Raw genomic sequence first — 19,133 nt, 5'->3', positions numbered from 1 at the left:
CAACTCGTTGAGCGTTGGTGGCGGCGGAAGCTCGGGTCCGGGCACATACACCGGCGGAGGCGGCGGCACATATCCGGTGCTGGTGTTGATCGTGATGATCGAGCCGGGAATGGTCCTGCCGCTCGGCGTCGTCCCGATCACCGAACCCTTGGTTGCGTTGCTGTTGACCGGAGTGGTTCTGTCGGCGACGCGGAAACCGGAGTCCAGCAGGCGTTTACGGGCCTCGTCGACCTTCATCCCCGTGACGCTCGGTACCTCGCCACCCGGGCCACCGTCGACATAGCGCGGGTCGGTGGGAGGCAGGGCGATGGGGCCGAAGTCGTCGGCGACGGGACTCATTGCGGCATACCAGGTCAAGGCGGGCTCGGTGCCGCCGAACAGAGTGCCGTCGCCACATTTGCGCAATGGGTACGAGCACAACCCCGACGGTGAGGAGGAGTCGTCGAAGATGTAGTTCGCGGCCGCGTACTGGTTGGTGAAACCGAGGAAGCCCGATGACCGGTGGGCCTCGGTGGTGCCGGTCTTCCCGGACATCGGCAGTTTCCAGCCGACCGAACTCGCTGCGCCGGCGGCGGTTCCGCTCGAGTGGTCCTTACCCAGCGCGTTGGCCAACGTGTTGGCCAGGCCTTCGGGTACGGCCTGGTCACAGGGGACGGTCTGCACACCCACTTCACGGCCGTTCCGATCGAAGATCTTGTCGATCGGGTTCGGTGGGCACCAGGTGCCGCCGGAGGCAAGGGTCGCGCCTACGTTGGCCAACTCGAGCGCGTTGAGCTCGAGCGGGCCGAGGGTGAAGGATCCGATGTTCTGCCGCTTGACGTAATCGGCGATGCTCTCGTTGGAGTCGGGGTTGTAATCGCGGGCACTGCCGGGTTCGGCATAGGACCGCAATCCCAATCGGACTGCCATGTCCACCGCACGCGGCACCCCGATCTGTGAGATGAGTTTGGCGAACGCGGTATTGGGCGATTGCGCCAGGGCGTCGGTGACACTCAGCGGGCTCTTGAAACCGTGCGCGTTGCGCACACACCAGGTTTCCCTCGGGCAACCGGGGGTGTCGCTGCTGCCCAGGCCCTTGCCCATGAATGTTCCGGGAACATCGAGTTGAGCGTTGATGCCCATTCCCATGTCGAGCGCGGCGGCCGTGGTGAAGATCTTGAATATCGACCCGGCACCGTCACCGGCCAACGAAAATGGTTGGGGCTGCACGGTTTGGTTGGCATCAAGGTCGAGTCCGTACGTGCGGCTGTCGCCCATTGCGATCAACCGGTGGGTGTCCTTGCCCGGCGTGATCACACTCATCACGCTGGCGACTCCGGGGGCGTTGGGATCCGCGTACTTCTCGATGGCCGCCTTGACACTGTCCTGAACCTTGGGATTCAGCGTGGTCCGGATCAGATACCCGTTGCGCGCGACGTCCTGCATGGTCAGGCCTGCGCGCGCCAGGTAATTCAGGACGTATTCGCAAAAGAAGGCGCGGTCGCCCGCGGCGATGCAGCCCTGCGGAAGCGGGTCGGCCTGGGGGAGTACGCCCAGCGGTGTCGCCTTCGCGGCGCGCAGCTCCTCGGCCCGGTCCGGCAGATAGTCGATCAGGGTGTCGAGCACGAGATTGCGCCGGGCGAGGGCACCGTCCGGATTGGTGTAGGGGTCCAGTGCGCTGGTGGATCGCACCACGCCGGCCAACAGGGCGGCCTGTGGCCACGTCAGATCCGCGGCGTCGACACCGAAGTAGGTGCGCGCCGCATCCTGAACCCCGTATGCGCCGTTGCCGAACGACACGAGGTTCAGATACCGGGCCAAGATCTCGCCCTTCGGGAGTGTCTTGTCCATCGCGAGTGCTATCCGGATCTCCCGCAGCTTGCGCGCGGGGCTGACCTCGACGGCCGCGCGCCGCTCGGCATCGGTCTTCGCCTTGACCAGGAGGTTGTAGTTCTTGACGTACTGCTGCTCGATGGTCGATCCGCCGCGCACGTCGTCGATGCCCCGCATGTAGCCGAAGAGCCCGTTCAGCGTCCCCTGGACGTCGACCCCGTTGTGCTCGGCGAAGCGCTTGTCTTCGACCGACACGATCGCCAGCTTCATGGTGTCGGCGATCCGGTCGATGGGCACCACCCATCGACGCTGTTCGTACAGCCATGCGATCGGTTGGCCCGAGGAGTCGACCATGGTGGTGACGATCGGCGCGTCCCCTTTGAGGACCTCCGCGGAATCCTGTGCCACCGTGTCGGACAACCGCGCCGTCATGATCCCGACACCGCCGACGACGGGGAACATCAACACCGCCGCAAGCAATCCGGCCAGCACACAATGCATGGCCAGGTTGGCAACCGTAGGCCGCGACCGCGGAGACGGGCCGGACATGCCCTCTAGCGTAGGGCCGTCAACCGTGGTCGATGTATAGATCGCACGCAACACGTTGGCTACGTTGTGATTTCAGAACGCCGGAACAACGATCCTGATGTGCTACCGGCGGCTGTAATCCACCGCTATCGGTGTCGCGGCAATCTGCCGCGCAACTGGCGCGAGAGCGCGTCGCTAACGATCACTGCGACTGCAGTTGGGATTCGCCGGCTTCGCGGGCCAGGTGCACACGTCGATGTAGGTGCTGTTGGCATATCCGCCGCCGTCGAATACGCCGTAGGCGTCACCGTGCGTGCCCGTATAGGTCGCCCCGCCGCCTCCGCCACCGCTCGAGGAGATGATCGTGGTGAGCGCCCAGCCCTTGCCCTGCAGCGCGTTCTTGTACGCGGTCATCACGGCATCCGGCGCGCCGTTGACCTGGTAGTGCAGGTGGATTCCGCCGTCGGCGATGTCGTCGGGACCTTTGGTCTGCTGGACGTCGGCCGGTGTCGGCAACAGTGACGTCAGTGACTCACCGCCCGCGGCCGCGCTGGTGGTGACAGTGGTGGCCGGCGGCGCTGTCGTGGTCGTAGCCTCGGCCTTCTCGGTCACCGGGCTGCACGCCGTGGCGGCCAGACCGATCGCCATCGCCCCGATCAGGCAGGTTGTGATGCGCTTCGTCATGGACATCCCCGTTCCTCTTTGCCGCACGGTATCAACGCGGGCAAAGGGGGTTGGACGATATCGACGCGACCAATTGCCAGGTAGTTCCTATCGCAAAAACGTGTCGCGCCTGCTGCGGCAACTGTCGGTCCCGATAGGCCGGCTATCTGTTTGATTGCCGTTACCCGGGTGTCGACTGTCGGGCAAACATCGGTTCACATGCGGCTTCAACCATGTGTGGGCTTGATGGAGATGACGACGATACGGAGACATGGATGACGCGCAGGCGGTACGTGGTGGCGGCGTTGGTGTGTACGGCAGCCCTGGCTGCGGCCTGCGGGGGAGGTAAGAACGACGACGCATCGTTGCCGCTGCTCGACCCCGCTGCCAAGGGCACGTTGTCCGAGCACGGCGGTGCGACCCGCGCCGGCGATGATCGCTCGGCACTGATCGCCGACTCCATCAAGAACACCGGCGCCAAGAACGTCATCCTGCTGATCGGCGATGGCATGGGTGACTCGGAGATCACCGTGGCCCGCAACTACGCCCACGGCGCCGGCGGCGCCTTCCCGGGGCTGGACGCGTTCCCGCTGACGGGGCAGTACACCCACTACTCCCTGGACAAGAGCGGCAAGCCGACATACGTCACCGACTCGGCGGCCAGCGGATCGGCCTGGGCCACCGGCACCAAGACCTACAACGGTGCGATCGCCGTGGACATCCACGGCAAGGATCAGAAGACGCTGCTGCAGTTGGCCAAGGAGGCGGGCAAGGCCACCGGCGACATCACCACCTCCGAGATCCAGGACGCCACCCCGGCCGTTCAGGTCGCCCACGTCACCGAACGGGACTGCTACGGACCTGACGAGACGACCAAGGACTGCCCGTCGAACGCCTTGGAGAAAGGCGGCAACGGCTCGATCACCGAACAGCTGCTGGCAACGCGCGCCGACGTGGTGATGGGCGGCGGTGCCGAAACCTTCGCACAGGTCGCCAAAGCCGGTGATTACCAAGGCAAGACGCTGGAAGTTCAGGCCAAGGAGCGCGGCTTCACCATCGTGCGCAACGCCGACGAACTCGACAAGGCGGACAAGGCCGACCAGGACGCGCCGTTGCTCGGCCTGTTCGCCGAGGGCAACATGCCGACCCGTTGGAGCGGACCGGTCGCAGGCAAGGGCGGCTACCTGGAACCGGCCGCCGAGTGCAAGGACAACCCGGACCGCGGCGCCTCGGTGCCCACGCTGGCAGCGATGACCAAGAAGTCCATCGATCTGCTCAAGGGAGACGGAGACGGCTTCTTCCTGCAGGTCGAAGGCGCCTCGATCGACAAGCAGGACCATGCCGCCAACCCGTGTGGGCAGATCGGCGAGACCGTCGATCTCGACGAGGCCGCCAAGGTGGCCCTCGATTTCGCCAAGGAGAACAAGGACACCCTGGTCATCGTCACCGCTGACCACGCGCACAGCAGCCAGATCGTGGAATCCATGAACGTCGAGGATGTCCATGACGCCGCCACCGAGGCCAAACTGCCCTTCGAGGTCACCCGCGACGCCATCTACCCGGGCCTGACGCGGGTCCTGCGCAGCAAGGACGGCCAGAACCTGACCGTCTCCTACGGCACCTCGGACAACCTCGACGCGATGGACCAGGGCCACACCGGATCCCAGCTGCGCATCGCCGCCTACGGCCCCGGCGCAACCAACATCGTCGGTCTGAGTGATCAGACCGACCTGTTCTTCACGATGGTCCGCGCGTTGGGCCTGAAGGAGAACTGACCTCCCAGGAGCGCGGCAGCTTCTCACAGCGGCTGTCTGGCAAAGACAAAGCCACGCCATAGGGTGCGATTTGTGACGGTGTCGTGCCCCAAATGTGACCGTTGCGGACCAGTGTTTCCAAAGTGACTCAAGTGCAACAAATGCACTGCACGTCAGATCGGGGAGGCCAGCATGTCTGCATACACCACCTTCGGCAGACGACTCGGGTACGCGGCGTTGATCCTCGCGGGTCCGTTGGCGGTCCTGGCGGTGAGCAACGCATCGGCAGCAGCGGCGCCGCGGACGCCGCTCGCCACCGACGACCAGGCGCCCGCGGTGCCGTTCGACCCCGGGGCGTTGGTCAACGCCATCGATGACTACGCATCCCTGCTGTCGATACTGACCGGAGGCCACAAGGCTCAACCCGGTCTCGGCCCGGTAGGTACCGTCCAACAACCGACGGGCATCGTGCAACAACCGGCCGGCGCCTACCCGATGATCCCCGGGGTACCGATGTTGCCCGGGGAGCCGTGAACCCAATGCCTCCACGCACCGTGTATCCGATACCAAGCCGACAACGGTCAACCAGAGGAACGGAGTGAACCGCCGTGTACATCAGCCGAACAGTTGACGCGCGCACCGCGCGGATCGCCCTCTCTCTGATCCGTTGCCCCATCAAGAGCCGGCGGTATCCCGCCAAGCAGGAGCGCTTGGTCACCCCGCAGGAAGCGGCGCTGCTGGCGCGGTGACTCAGGACGGCGCCGCGAGACCGTCCCGCTCCATGGTCAGGCCGCCGCAGCCGAGGTCATTGCCGCCAAAACATTAAGCGTGTAATTTTCTGGCTCGTGGCCACACTCGAAGGCAAAGTCGCCATCGTCACCGGAACCAGCCGTGGCGTGGGCGTCGGCATCGCGCATGAACTGCTTCGCGCCGGGGCGACCGTCGTTGGGTGCTCTCGATCGGCGCTGCCGGAAATTCCTGGGATCGAGGACGCCTGGCGGGACCGGTCTGCCCAATTGGTCTGCGACCAAGGCGATTACCGCGCGATCGATGCCTTCGTGGAGCAGGTGGCCGACACCTATGGCCGGATCGACATCCTGATCAACAACGCCGGCGGCACCGTTCCCTCCCCGCACGCCGAGGACGTTCCGGCCCTGGTGTCGAAGATTCAGGGTGCTCCGTCCTCCGATGACGACTTCGAGCGCACCGCGCTGTTCCACGCGTTCGCCGTTCAGATGAACCTCATCAGTCCGCTGTGGTTCGCCGTGCGAGTCTTTCGCCAGATGAAGACCCAGGACGGCACCGGTTGCATCATCAACATCTCCAGTGGTGCGGGACACCCGGCCGGATCGCCGACCCTGGTGTCCTACGGCGCGGCCAAATCCGGCCTCAATCAGCTGACCCGCTCCCTGGCCGAGGAGTGGGGCCCCACAGCACGGGTGAACTGCGTCGCACTCGGGCCGACGATCACCGAGAACTTCCGGTCCTTCGTACTGCCCAAAGATGATCCGACGGGAACGAAGTACTTCGACGCCGTCCCCATGAAGCGCGGCGGCGAACCCGCCGAGGTCGGGCGGACCTGTGTCTTCCTCGCCTCCGGCGCAGCCGATTTCATCAACGGCACCACCATAGAGATCGACGGCGGCATGCTCCCCGGTGTCCTCTACGAGGCCGGCCTCAAGACCATCACCGACCTGCTCTGAGGAGATCCCTTGTCCCGTCGCGTCATCCAGTTCTCCACCGGCAACGTGGGTCGGCACGCACTGCGCAGCCTCATCGAACGCCCCGATCTCGAGCTCGTCGGAGTGCACGCGTCCGGTACCGGCAAGATCGGGCGCGACGCGGCAGAACTGTGCGGCATGGACGGAGCGACCGGGGTGATCGCCACGGACGACATCGACCAATTGGTCAGCCTGAACGCAGACTGTGTCGTCTACACGTCACAAGCCGAAACCCGCCCGGCCGAGGCGCTGTCCGACATCACCCGTTTTCTGCGGGCCGGCACAAACGTCGTCGGGACCTCCTTCGTCTGGATGGTCGCACCCGATCAGGCAGGGGAATGGTTGAGCGGGCCGCTGCGGGAAGCCTGTGCCGCGGGGAATTCGACGCTGTACATCAACGGAATCGATCCGGGTTTCTCCGGGGACACGCTTGTCTACACCGCCCTGAGTCTGGCGGCGCGTGCCACCGCCATCACCGTGCAGGAGATTTTCGACTACGGTTCCTATGACGACGCCGAATTCACCGGTGCCAGTTTCGGTTTCGGAGAGCCCGCCGATCACCGCCCGGTGATGTCCCTGCCGGGCGTGCTTGCCTCCATGTGGGGCGCGCAGGTTCGCGCCCTGGCCGACGACCTGGGCGTGACGCTCGACGAGGTCCGTGAGCGCTGGGAGCCCTGGGCCACCACTGCGCCCATCTCGTGCACCATGATGAATGTCGCCCCTGGGCAGGTGGCGGCGGTCCGGTTCGGCGTCGAGGGGATGCGCGACGGCGCGGCCGTCATCACGATGGAGCACGTCAACCGATTGACCGAGGCGGCGGCGCCGGAATGGCCGTACCCGCCCGACGGCCACCCCGGTGTGCATCGCGTCGTCATCGAGGGCAGTCCCGGCGTCGAGATCAACACCCACGTCGGTGGGTCGGGCGTCGACCACAATGAGGGTGGCGTGATCGCCACTGCGGCGCGCGCAATCAACGCGATCGACACGGTGTGCTCCGCGCCGAGCGGCATCCTCGCCGCGCACGACCTGCGCCCGCTGGATCACCTCCGCGGGGTGATGTGGTGACATCGCGACCATGACTGCGCCCCGTCGGCCCGCCACCGGAAGCCAGGCGCGTGCCGAACGCACCCGTGAGGCGGTGATCGCCGAAACGGTGCGCTGCATCCTGGACGAAGGATTCACCCCACCCAGCGTCCGCCACATCACCGGGCGGGCCGGGGTGACATGGGGTGTGGTCCAGTACCACTTCGGCGACCTCGACGGACTACTGATGGCCGTGGTGGACAAGGGATTCGGCGATCTGGCCGAAACGCTGGCTGACCTACCCGCCTTCGATGAGGGGATGAGCACCCGGACACGCACCGAGCTGATCGTCGACATCGTCTGGCGCGCATTCTCCAGTCCGGTGTCGATGGCGGCCCTGGAGATCCTGATCTCCACGCGGGGGATGCGTGACAGTTCGGCTAACACCCACCTGGCCGAACTGATGCGGCATCTCAACCGGCTTGGCTCCCATCTGGCCGAAGGACTGTCCGCGCCGAAGGGTGCCGGGATCGGAAACCTGATCTGGGCAACCCTGCGGGGTCTGGTCGTGGCGCAGATGGTGTGGCCGACGCCGGTCGACTCGTCGAAGGAGCTGGAGACATTGGTCGACGTCCTCGCCGCCTACATCGAGACGGAACAGCCTTCCTGACTGCTCAGGCGGCCTGGCCTGCGTTCTCGGCGACCCGCTCGGCGTCATAGGTGTTGATGGCGACGCTGTCGAGGATCGCTTGCAGTTGCTCTGCCTGTGCATGCGGGGTGAGTTCAGTCGAACGGTAGATGTGTCCTGCGGCTCGGGCCTGCCGGCGCACGTGGCCGGTGCGGTCGATACGCAGGTTCTCGTAGTGCCGCAGCCGCGTGCCGATCTCGCCGGGCCGCGCGTCGCGCAAGACGACGGCCAATGTCATCGCGTCTTCGATGGCCTGGTTGGCGCCCTGTCCGAGGTGCGGCGTGACCGCATGGGCACTGTCGCCCAGAAGGGTGATCTGTTCGGTGGACCAGCGGTCCAACGGTTCCCGGTCGTAGATTCCCCACCGGAACGTGGAATCCATCGCGTCGATGATCGATGACACTGTCGGATCCCAGCCCCGGTAGGCAGCCGCGAGTTCGGCCACATCGCCAGGGGCGGTCCACGATTCGGTCACGGTGAGATTGGTGGGGACGAACGCGACGATGTTGATCAGCTCACCGCCGGACACCGGGTAGGCCAGGAAACTCTGCCGGGGACCGAGCCACATCGAGCTGGCATTCATATCGACCACGCCGCGCAGCCGGTCGGCGGGAATCAGCCCGCGGTAGGCCATGATTCCCTCGCTCACGGGTGCGGCCGGGCGCGTCACCTTGCCCTGCAGCCGCGAGTGGATGCCGTCGGCGCCGACCAGAAGGTCAGCGTCGACCGTTGTGCCGTCGGAGAATTCGACACGGACCCCGTCGCCGTGCTCGGTGGCCCCGACGCAGGAGCGGCCCAACTGCAGGGCATCGGCGGGCGGCGCGTCGGCCAGCACCTTCTGGAACTCGCCGCGGTGCAGACACCAGGTACGTGCCGGGTCCCCGAAGCCGAGCGTCGACGGTTCGCCGGCGATCGGCTCGGCCTGCCAGGTACGGAACTGATAGTGCGTGACCGGACCGGCGATCGCTGCCACTGCATCGCCCACGCCGAGCTTGTTCAGGATGCGGGATCCGTTCGTGGCGATGGCGACCCCGGCGCCGAGCGCCTTGAGCTCGTGCGCCTGTTCGTACACGGTCGCGTCGATTCCATTGGCTCGTAGAGCAATTGCGGCGGTCAACCCGCCGATACCCGCACCCACGACGGCAACTCGAAGTCCGGTCATGAGGCCCTCCTCAATCCGCAACAAATGTACCGATCGGTACGCTATTGACTATAAATGTACCGATCGGTACAGTCAAGAGGTGGCCCGCACAGCAGATCCCGTCAAGCGTGAAGAGCTGCTGAACGGTGTCGTGGGGTATCTCGAACGGCACGGCATCGGTGAGATGTCGCTCGCGCCGATGGCCGAGGCCCTGGGTACGAGCAAACGCATGCTGCTGTACTACTTCGGCGACCGGGCCGAGCTGCTGGCACAGGCCCTGGACGCGAGCCGTCCGCAGCTGGGGGAGATGTTCGCCCGTGTCACCACTGCAGACGAATTCGTGGATGCGGCACGGACCCTGTGGCGGGAACTGACCCGGGGCGGCGAACGCCGCAATGTGCGCCTGCTGTTGCAGGTCCTCAGCCTGGCGGTCACCGACCCCCAGACTTACGGCGAGGCCGCCCGAGACGCGGTCGACGTGATGATCGCCCCGATCGCGGAGGCGTTGTCCGTGATCGGGTATCCCGCTGACAGCGCCTGCGCGCGTGCCACATTGGTGGTCTCCGGCCTGCGTGGACTGTGCCAGGACGGCCTGGTCACCGCGGACCGGCCGCGGGTCGACGCCGCTGCCGAGCTCTTGATAGCGGCATCAGTCGCCTAGGCCTCGGCCGCGAATATTCAATGCGGCGGATCACTGCTTGATATTGACTGCAATCCGCCGCTTAGACGGCTACGCGGCGCGGTCGAGTCGCGTGAACGCACACCCAGGCCCGCATGGGCGACCGGCCACCGCGATCCCGTGCCGGTGCAGAATCTGAGCGATCTTGCCTGCGGTCTGACACGGCCGGTCGAAGACCTGCCCATAGGACAGCCTGACGGTCGAACGGCCGTCGACCGCGGCATCCAGGTCCCGTTCGAAATCCGCATCTCGCCTGGTCGCCGAATCATGAAACACCCTGCCGTCGAGCTCGACGACGAGCCGTTCTCCGTACTCGGCGTCGCGATAGCAGACGCCGAGCGATGAGGCGGACCGCTTCTGGCGAGTCGCTCGCGGCAGACCGTGAGGACGCTCGACGCGGACAAGATAGCCGTGCTCAAGAACCGAGCAGGTGCCCTCGGCGATGTCGACCAGCGCCGCCCGCAACCAGCGACGACGCCGCAGCCGACCACGCGAATCGAGGGCTTTCAGCAGCCGCCGCGCAGTGGTGCGCCGAGATTGGCAGGCATTGGCCAGGACGGCTATGGCATCGAGTTCGCGCGCAGAACGGCCGGCGACGTCGAGAGCGGCTTCCTCGTATCGTGTCCGCGGCGGGCCCGCGTTCCACAGCACACGATCGTCGAGGTGGGCGACACGGTGAATGCGGACGCCGACCGGCTCAGCCAATGTCGACCGTTGCCGATCGACGGCGACATGGATCGGCAACGATTGCGCACCCAACGCCGATTCGAAGCAAAGCGCGGCCGGGGCCGCGTAAAGCACTGCAGCCCATGCTCTTTGCATCCAGCTCGGCGGGCCGGTGTGTTCTACATAGACGCCGGCGTGCACCCGCGCCCACTCATTGCGCCTGAGCAATCGTCGGATTTCATGCTCAGCCAGCCCCGCATCCAACGCCTGCCGACGCGAGATCACCCCATCCTGCTGCCGAAGAACATCACCGACGTCCACAGAATCGATGCTCGTCGACCGGCGCGATCCTAACCAGAGCCATTCGGCGATCTGTGGATAACCCCTAGGCGGCGGATCGCTGCTCGATACTGACTGCAATCCGCCGCAGTGACGGCTCGGCGTCAATTGTCAGACACGCTCTAAGCGTTCGACCGTTCCCGATCCATCGCCCGCGCCACCACGCCGCGCGCCGGCCGCTCGCGCACCAGCTGTGGCCACCAGAACCAGCGACCCATCAACGCCGCAATGGATGGTGTCATGAACGACCGGATCACCAGCGTGTCGAACAGCAGACCCAGCCCGATCGTCGAACCGACCTGGGCGACCACGATCATCTCGCTGACCACCATCGCCATCATGGTGAAGGCAAACACCAGACCGGCCGCGGTCACCACGGACCCGCTGCCGCCCATGGCCCGGATGATGCCGGTGTTGATACCGGCAGGCAGTTCCTCTTTGAGTCGTGCCACCAACAGCAGGTTGTAGTCAGCGCCGACGGCCAGCAACACGATCACCGCCATCGCCATCACCATGAAGTGCAGTTCGATCCCGATCAGGTGTTGCCACACCAGGACCGACAAACCGAATGACGTTCCCAGCGATATCAGCACCGTGCCGACGATCACGGCGGCCGCCACCAGGCTGCGGGTGATGATGAGCATGATGATGAAGATCAGGCACAGCGCCGAGATCCCGGCGATCAGCAGGTCGTAGTTGTTGCCCTCCTGCATGTCCTTGAACGCCGAGGCGGTACCGCCCATGTAGATCTTGGAACCCTCCCACGGAGTGTTCTTCATGGCTTCCTTGGCGGCCAGCTTGATGCCGTCGATGATGCCGATGCCTTCCGGCGTCAGTGGATCACCCTCGTGAGAGATGATGAAACGCACGGCTTTTCCGTCCGGAGAGATGAAGCTCTTCATGCCGCGCTTGAAGTCGGCGTTGTTGAAGGTCTCCGGTGGAAGATAGAACGTGTCGTCGTTCTTCGAGTCGTTGAATGCCGTACCCATGGCGGTCTGGTTGTCCTGCATCTCCGCCATCTGATCCTGCAGACCCTTCTGGGTCTGATACATGGTCAGCATCATCGTCTTCATGGTCCGCATGGTCTCGATCTGCGGCTGCATCATCGTCGCCATCTGCGGCATCAGTTCGTCGAGCCGATGCATGTCGGGCATCAATTGCTGGATGCTGTCGGTCAGTGTGTCAACACCGTCGAGGCCGTCGAACACAGAACGCATCGACCAGCACACCGGGATGTTGGCGCAGTGCGGTTCCCAGTACAGGTAGTTGCGCAGCGGACGCAGGAAGTCGTCGAAATCCGAGATGTGGTCCCGCAATTCGGCGACGTCGACCACCATCTGGTCCATCTTGCCGACCATGTTGTGGGTGATGCCGCTCATCTCCTGCATCAACGCGATCATCTGATCCATCGTGTTGATGGTCTTCTGCATCTCGTCGGCCTGCAGCAGCATGTCATCGGCGCGGTCCAGCATGTACTTGCGGTTCATCGTCTGCATGACCCCGCCCATACTCATCTGGGCGGGAATGGTGCTGAATTCCAGCGGCTCACCCTGCGGGCGGGTGATGGCCTGCACGCTGCCGACCCCCTGGACCTCGAAAACTCGCTTGGCGATCCGGTCGATCACCAGGAAGTCCGCCGAATTGCGGACGTCGTGGTCGGTTTCGATGAGCAGCAACTCGGGGTTCATCTTGGCCGCCGAGAAATGCCGGTCCGCCGCCGCGAACCCCTCCTGTGCAGGCAGATCGGTGGGCAGGTAGTTGCGATCGTTGTAGTTGGTCCGGTAGCCCGGCAGCGTGAGCAGGCCGACCAGCGAGAGCAGGATGGTGCCCAGCAGAACCGCTCCCGGCCAGCGGACCACGAACGCCCCGAGTCGCCGCCAGAAGCGGATGCGCATGGCGCGTTTGGGCTCGAGCACCTTGCCGAACCGGCTGGCCACTGTGATCACCGCCGGGCCCAGCGTCAGCGCGGCCAAGACCGTGACCGTCATGCCGACGGCCATCGGGATGCCGAGAGTCTGGAAATACGGCAGCCGGGTGAAGTGCAGACACAACGTCGCGCCGGCGATCGTCATACCGGAGCCGAGCACCACGTGCGCCGTGCCGTGGAACATCGTGTAGTACGCCTGTTCGCGGTCCTCGCCCACGCTTCGGGCTTCCTGATATCGGCCGATCAGGAAGATCGCGTAGTCGGTGGCCGCGGCGATCGCGAGCGTGACCAGGAGCTGTGTCGCGAAGGTCGAAAGGCCGATCAATTCGTGATAACCCAAGAACGCCACCACGGCTCGGGCCGCCGACAGCTCGATCACCACCATCGCCAGCACCAGGATCACCGTGATGATCGACCGGTAGACGAGCATCAGCATCGTGATGATGACGACGAAGGTGACGCCTTCGATGATCTTGACACTGCGGTCGCCCGAGATCTGCTGATCGGCGGCCAGGGCGGTCGGCCCGGTGACGTAAACCTTGAGACCTGGGGGTGGGGTCAGCCCCGCGATCAGCTTCTGGACGGCCTCCACCGATTCGTTGGCCAGCGCCTCACCCATGTTGCCGGCCAGGTAGACCTGCACGTAGGTCGCTTTACCGTCGTTGCTCTGCGCGCCGGCCTCGGTCAGCGGGTCACCCCAGAAATCCTGGACGTGCTCGACATGCTTCTTGTCGGCTTCCAGCTTGTCGACCATGTCGTTGTAGAACCGGTGGGCGTCGTCGTCGAGCTTGTCCTCGGCCTCCAGCACGATCATCGCGGAGCTGTCGGAGTGGAACTCGTCGAACACCGTGCCGACGCGCTTCATCGCGATCACCGACGGTGCGTCGCTGGGACTCATCGACACCGAGCGCATCTGGCCCACCACCTCCAGCGGAGGGACGGTGGCGCTCAGGTATGCGAGCAGTGCGATCCAGCCGACAATCACCGGAATGGCGAATCGACGGATCCATCGAGCAACCCCCGTGTGGGGGGCTCTGGAATCGGCCATCAGGAACCCTTGGTGGTCGGTGAGGGGAGCACGATGCAACGGTCGGGCATTGTGCGAAGGCTTACCTTACTACGTACTGTCGTGCCACCGTCCTACCAGACGTGGGACAGAGGTGGGCTGCCAGCATGCTTCAGCAGGCATTACACGCCGACCGGTTCGGTCTCGTCGACGGGCCCCAGCCGCCACTGTCCCTCGCCGAGCAGTTCCAGGTGCGTGTTGTGGTGTCGGTGCACCGTGGAGCGGTGGGTGACGCTCACCAACACGGTGTCGGGCAGTTCGCGCCGGATCAGGCTGTAGATCATGAACTCGAGCGGCTCGTCGAGCGCCGAGGTCGCCTCGTCGAGGAACACCACCTTCGGCTTCGTCAGCAGAACCCGGGCGAATGCGACGCGCTGCTGCTCACCGGGTGAGAGCACCTTGGCCCAGTCGCCGTCCTCGTCGAGCCGGTCGAGATAGCGTGGCAGTGCGACCGCGAGGAGGGCATCCTGCAGCGCCTTGTCGGGCAGCTCCCCGGGCTGGTGCGGGTAGGACACCACGGTCCGCAGATCGCCCAACGGAACGTAGGGAACCTGCGACAGATACAGCGTCTCGTTGTCACCCTGCGGGCATTGCACCGTGCCCGAGGCGTACGGCCACAGCTGGGCGATGCTGCGCAACAGGGTGGTCTTGCCGGTACCCGACTTGCCGGTGATGATCATCGCCTCGCCGGCGGCCAGGGACAGGCTGAGATCGTCGATCAATTGCTCGCCGGCCGGGTTGCGCACCTCGACGTCACCGAGCTCGACGAGGCTGGTGGAGCCCTGGGGGAGTTCTGCGACCTCCAACTTCGGCAGCTCGCGGCTCTGCTCATCGGCGGTGACCAGGCCGTGCAGGCGGATGATCGAGGCGCGGTAACCCGCGAACGTGTCATAGGAATTGCGGAAGAACGACAGCGCATCCTGGATCGCGCCGAAGGCGGCCACCGACTGATTGACCGTGCCGAGCTGGATCTGGCCGCTGAACAACCGCGGGGCCTGCAGCGCCCAGGGCAGCGGGATGATGATGTGGCTCATCGACAGGTTCCACCCGGTGAACACCATGGTCCGGTTGACGAAGTGTTTGTAGTTGGCGACCACCGCGGCGAAACGTTCGCGTAGCTGCGATCGTTCGACCTTCTCGCCGCGGTACAGCGCGACCGACTCGGCGGCGTCGCGCAGGCGCACCAACGCGTAGCGGAACGCCGCGTTGAACTTTTCGTTGTTGAACGACAGCCGGATCAGCGGGCGGCCGAGGGCAAAGGCGATGACGGTGGCGAAGGCGACGTAGACGAACACCGACCAGAACATCGCGCGCGGAATCTGGAGCCCGAAGACGCTGAGGTCACCCGAGAGGTTCCACAGGATCGAGGTGAACGAGACGACCGACACGACCGACGAGATGGCGCCGAACGGCAGCGTGCCGTTACTGGTCTGGTGCGGGGTGTTGGGCTGCGGGCCCGACAGCGCGGTGAACACGTCGATGTCGGACTGGATGCGCTGATCGGGGTTGTCAATGGTCTGATCGATGAACCGGGACCGGTAGTAGGCGCGGCCGTCGAGCCAGTCGCCGGTGAGCCGGTCGGTCAGCCAGGTGCGCCAGGCCAGCATGAAGCGCTGGGTCATGAACAGGTCCACCAGCACCCGGGTGACCAGGATGGCGGCCAGCACCGAGAAGATGAGCAGTGCGATCCAGAAGCCCCGGATCCCGGAGTCTCTGACCGCGTCGTTGCCGGTGGCCAGGCCCTGCACCGCGACCTGTGCCGCGGAGTACAGGTCGTTGCTCTGGTAGCTGAACAACACCGCCAGCCGCACGCCGATGATCACCGACAGCAACATCGCAGCCAGTGTCAGCCACGGCTTGAGGCTGTGGCGCCCGGTGAAGTACGCGCCGGTGACGGTCCAGAACTGCCGGCCCCAGGTGGTGAACCTGGCGAGCAGGATCAGTACCGCCAGGGTGCACACCGCCGTGATGGTCCAGGCCTGCGCCAGCCACCACAGGGAGTGCAGCAGCTCCGAACTCCAGTCGATCGAGGGCGAGAACGGTTTGACGTCATTCACCGGGATCCCTCCTGAGGTGCCGACGGACCTGCCGGCCGGATTTCCAGAGGCGCCTGCGTGGAAGCTACCGCAGCCGGTCTGTCCTGCCTCAGTGCAACACCGAGAGCGCGCTCACCACTTCGTCTGTGGTCACGATCGAGCTTGCGTAGTTGGGCAGGTTCACCTCGAGGGCGGCACGCATCTCCACGTCTGAGTAGTCCGCAGTGGCGTCCTTGACCAGGGTGACGTGATAGCCCAGTTCGGCAGCGAAGCGCACGGTGGCCTCCACGCAGGTGTGCGCGATCAGTCCCATGACGATGAGCTGGTGAATGCCGTGCCGCTTGAGTAGCAGATCGAGGTCGGTGTTGGCGAATCCGCTTGAGCACCAATGCTCTTGGGCGACAATGTCGCCGGGTTGTGGGCTGAGCTCGGCGCGGATCTCGCCGCCCCACGTTCCGTACTCGAAGGTGCGTCGCGACCATGCCGCCCGCTGGACCGGGGCGACGTGCTGCCATGTCTCGTAGTCGCCGGGACGGTAACGCCGATGCAGGGCATAGAAGACCCGGATATCGACCGCCCGGGCAGCCGCCAGGACCTCGGCCATGTGCGGCACACAGCGGTTTGCCTCCGCGACGTCCCGCAGGCGGTCCCAGACCTTGCCGCCCTCGGAGATGAAGTCGTTGTACGGGTCGATCACCACCAGGCCAGTGCTGGAGGCGGCGAAGTTCGCATCGGTCATCAGTTCTCTCTAACGCACCCACGTGACGTCCACAAGGCCGGAATGTTTCGGCGCCGGTGTGGTCGCTGTACGTCTCTACAGTCCGCGACGGTGCGACTGTAGGGCCAACCCGGTATTGCCACTTTGGGGTGCCGCCGGCCGCCGCCCATGTCCATACTTCGGTGTCTTGGTGGCGGCGAAAGGTGGTACATATGGCGTCTGGCAGCCAAATAGATTCTGCGCCAGTGGAATTGAAGCGCGAGTTCTCGCTGTGGTCGGCGTTTGCGTTCGCGTTCGCGTTCATCTCTCCCATCGTTGCGATGTACGGGATCTACGGTCTGTCGCTGTCGACCGCCGGCCCCGGTTTCTGGTGGACGTTCGTCATCGTCGGGACGGGCCAGTTCATCGTCGCCATGGCGTTCGCCGAACTGGTGTCACGATGGCCGTTCGAAGGGTCCATCTATCAGTGGACCAAGCGCCTGGCCGGGGAAGTGGCCGGCTGGTTCGCCGGCTGGGTGTACATGTGGGCCCTGGTGATCATCATGGCCACCGTCGCCTACGCCGGGGCCGGATTCCTGGCCCAGCTCATCGGCATCGAGAGCCCCAGCGCCGTCCAGCAGAGCACCATCGCGCTGCTCATCCTGCTCGCCGGCACCGGAGCCAACATCCTGGGCCGCGGGCTGCTGAAGGCGCTGATGGTCGGCAGCATCATCGCCGAGATCGTGGCCTCCGTCGGACTGGGTACCTACCTGCTGCTGTTCCACCGGCATCACGGATTCGACGCGGTGCTGCACGGTATCGACCTGAACAGCGGCTGGACCTGGGCATACGCGTCGGGCCCGTTCCTGGCGGCGCTGGCCTTCACCGGTTGGTCGATCCTCGGCTTCGAGAGCGCCGGCGCGATCGCCGAGGAAGTCAAGGAGCCCCGGCGCAATGTGCCCAAGGCCATGCTGTTCTCGATCGCCTTCATCGCCCTGGTGATCGCGTACGCGTCGCTCGCCGTGACCCTGGCGGTGCCCGACTTCGACAAGGTCACCTCGGGTGAGGTTTCCGACCCGGTGACCTACGTGCTCGGCAGCGCACTGGGTGATGCCGCGGTCAAGCCGATCCTGTTCGCCTTCGTGATCGGTTTCCTGGCAAGCTTTCTGGCCCTGCAGGCGTCGGCGTCCCGGGTGATCTGGTCCTTCGCGCGAGACGAGGTGTTGCCCGCGTCGCGGATCCTGGTCAAGCTGTCCAAGGCCGAGGCTCAGCCGATCTACGCGATCATCGTCACCACCATCATCGGTGCCTTCGTCTACCTGATCTCGGCCACCGACGTGTATTCGGTGCTGGTCACCTTCACCGCGGGTGGCTACTACCTGGCCTTCCTGTTCCCGCTGCTGACCGGGCTGGTCGCCAGGCTGCGAGGCAAATGGGAGCCCGGGCCGTGGAACCTCGGCCGGTGGGGCACCCCGGTGGCGGTGCTGGCGGTGCTGTGGGTGGGCTTCGAGTTCACGAACATCGTCTGGCCCCGCACCGTGTCCGACTCCTGGTACATCAACTGGGCGTTCTTCGTGGCGATGGGCGTGATCCTGGCACTGGGCAGCGTCATCGTGAAGGCCCGAAAGGTGGGGCAGCCCAAGACCGGTGAGCCCGCCGCAGCTGCACCGGAACTGACCAAGGAGCCGGTGTGAACGCCGACAGGCCCGTGGCCGTGGTGACCGGTGCCGGCAGCGGCATCGGGGCGGCGATCGCCGCACTGCTGCAGGACCGGGGTTGGGCCGTCGCGTCCATCTCGCGGGAACCCGCGCCCGACACCGACCTGTGGCTCGTCGCCGACGTCGCCGACGAAACCGCCGTCGACGAGGCGATCACCCAGGTGCGCAAGGCCTTCGGCCGGATCGACGCCGCGGTCATCTGCGCCGGGCACTACGCGGAGACCCCGGCCCTGGAGATCGATCAACCGGCCTGGGAGCGGATGCTGCGTGTGCACGTGGGCGGTCTGGCCCACGTGTGCCGGGCCGTGCTGCCCGACATGCGCCGGCGGGGCAGCGGGCGCATCGTCGGTATCGCCTCGGAGCGGGCCATCGGCGGGGGCAGCAACGACGCCCACTACGCCGCGGCCAAAGGGGCGGCGCTGAGCCTGCTGCGCAGCATCGCCGTGGAGGTCGCCGCCGACGGGGTCCGGGTCAACGCCGTGGCACCCGGGCCGTGCGACACCCCGCTGCTGGAAGCCGAATCATGGGAACGTGCCGAGGAATTCGTCTCGACCCTGCCGGCCCGGCGTATCGCACTGCCCACCGAGGTCGCCGAACTGGTCCGCGGCCTGCTGGAGGAGGACCTGTTCCTGTGCGGAGAAGTGTTGTCGGTCAACAGCGGAACGGTGATCTGAC

The 19,133-nt window shown here is 65.5% G+C and carries 16 protein-coding genes; 9 read left to right on the top strand and 7 right to left on the bottom strand.

The window, feature by feature from the left end; all coding sequences use genetic code 11:
• Window positions 1-2,361 (bottom strand): penicillin-binding protein (locus EH231_RS09555; protein WP_164480825.1); only part of this gene is annotated, 2,361 nt, incomplete at its 3' end.
• Window positions 2,362-2,535: 174 nt separating this feature from the next.
• A complete protein-coding gene (locus tag EH231_RS09550) occupies window positions 2,536-3,024 on the bottom strand; it encodes a hypothetical protein (protein ID WP_124712301.1) in 489 nt (162 codons plus the stop codon).
• Between the two features lie 254 nt (window positions 3,025-3,278).
• On the opposite strand from EH231_RS09550, the gene phoA reads away from it, so the two are divergent.
• The 6 genes from phoA (at window position 3,279) to EH231_RS09525 (ending at window position 8,171) form a co-directional block, all read left to right on the top strand.
• On the top strand, window positions 3,279-4,778 hold the full coding sequence (gene phoA, locus EH231_RS09545; RefSeq protein WP_090432161.1) for an alkaline phosphatase: 1,500 nt from the start codon (window positions 3,279-3,281) through the stop codon (window positions 4,776-4,778).
• 171 nt (window positions 4,779-4,949) lie between these two features.
• The gene (locus EH231_RS09540; protein WP_090431474.1) at window positions 4,950-5,291 is read left to right on the top strand and encodes a hypothetical protein; all 342 of its coding nucleotides are present in this window, start codon (window positions 4,950-4,952) and stop codon (window positions 5,289-5,291) included.
• A 74-nt stretch (window positions 5,292-5,365) separates the two neighbouring features.
• Window positions 5,366-5,506, top strand: a complete 141-nt coding sequence (locus tag EH231_RS33775) for a hypothetical protein (RefSeq protein WP_162563219.1) — start codon at window positions 5,366-5,368, stop codon at window positions 5,504-5,506.
• A gap of 96 nt (window positions 5,507-5,602) precedes the next feature.
• Entirely contained in the window at window positions 5,603-6,460 is an 858-nt protein-coding gene (locus EH231_RS09535; RefSeq protein ID WP_090431472.1) for an SDR family NAD(P)-dependent oxidoreductase, read from the top strand.
• Window positions 6,461-6,469: 9 nt separating this feature from the next.
• The gene (locus EH231_RS09530; protein WP_206429644.1) at window positions 6,470-7,543 is read left to right on the top strand and encodes an NAD(P)H-dependent amine dehydrogenase family protein; all 1,074 of its coding nucleotides are present in this window, start codon (window positions 6,470-6,472) and stop codon (window positions 7,541-7,543) included.
• Window positions 7,544-7,553: 10 nt separating this feature from the next.
• Window positions 7,554-8,171 (top strand): TetR/AcrR family transcriptional regulator, encoded by a 618-nt coding sequence (locus tag EH231_RS09525; RefSeq protein WP_205264023.1) that lies wholly within the window; start codon window positions 7,554-7,556, stop codon window positions 8,169-8,171.
• Between the two features lie 4 nt (window positions 8,172-8,175).
• On the opposite strand, the gene EH231_RS09520 is transcribed toward EH231_RS09525, so the two are convergent.
• A complete protein-coding gene (locus tag EH231_RS09520) occupies window positions 8,176-9,351 on the bottom strand; it encodes an FAD-dependent monooxygenase (RefSeq protein WP_124712299.1) in 1,176 nt (391 codons plus the stop codon).
• 79 nt (window positions 9,352-9,430) lie between these two features.
• On the opposite strand from EH231_RS09520, the gene EH231_RS09515 reads away from it, so the two are divergent.
• Window positions 9,431-9,991 carry a TetR/AcrR family transcriptional regulator gene (locus tag EH231_RS09515; protein WP_124712298.1) on the top strand — a complete coding sequence of 187 codons (561 nt, stop codon included), beginning with the start codon at window positions 9,431-9,433 and terminating at the stop codon, window positions 9,989-9,991.
• A 69-nt stretch (window positions 9,992-10,060) separates the two neighbouring features.
• On the opposite strand, the gene EH231_RS09510 is transcribed toward EH231_RS09515, so the two are convergent.
• The 4 genes from EH231_RS09510 to EH231_RS09495 form a co-directional block, all read right to left on the bottom strand.
• Entirely contained in the window at window positions 10,061-10,996 is a 936-nt protein-coding gene (locus tag EH231_RS09510; RefSeq protein WP_124712297.1) for a type IV toxin-antitoxin system AbiEi family antitoxin domain-containing protein, read from the bottom strand.
• 140 nt (window positions 10,997-11,136) lie between these two features.
• Entirely contained in the window at window positions 11,137-13,989 is a 2,853-nt protein-coding gene (locus tag EH231_RS09505; RefSeq protein ID WP_090431461.1) for an MMPL/RND family transporter, read from the bottom strand.
• 140 nt (window positions 13,990-14,129) lie between these two features.
• Entirely contained in the window at window positions 14,130-16,064 is a 1,935-nt protein-coding gene (locus EH231_RS09500; protein ID WP_124712296.1) for an ABC transporter ATP-binding protein/permease, read from the bottom strand.
• Window positions 16,065-16,152: 88 nt separating this feature from the next.
• A complete protein-coding gene (locus EH231_RS09495) occupies window positions 16,153-16,782 on the bottom strand; it encodes a cysteine hydrolase family protein (protein ID WP_124712295.1) in 630 nt (209 codons plus the stop codon).
• A 191-nt stretch (window positions 16,783-16,973) separates the two neighbouring features.
• On the opposite strand from EH231_RS09495, the gene EH231_RS09490 reads away from it, so the two are divergent.
• Window positions 16,974-18,434, top strand: a complete 1,461-nt coding sequence (locus EH231_RS09490) for an APC family permease (protein ID WP_090431455.1) — start codon at window positions 16,974-16,976, stop codon at window positions 18,432-18,434.
• A complete protein-coding gene (locus EH231_RS09485; protein WP_090431453.1) occupies window positions 18,431-19,132 on the top strand; it encodes an SDR family NAD(P)-dependent oxidoreductase in 702 nt (233 codons plus the stop codon). Before EH231_RS09490 ends, EH231_RS09485 begins: the two co-directional genes overlap by 4 nt.
• Window position 19,133: the final 1 nt, after the last annotated feature.

Origin of the sequence: Mycolicibacterium nivoides (assembly GCF_003855255.1) — a bacterium.
GTDB lineage: Bacteria > Actinomycetota > Actinomycetes > Mycobacteriales > Mycobacteriaceae > Mycobacterium > Mycobacterium nivoides.
This window is presented reverse-complemented; position numbering and strand designations above follow the sequence as displayed.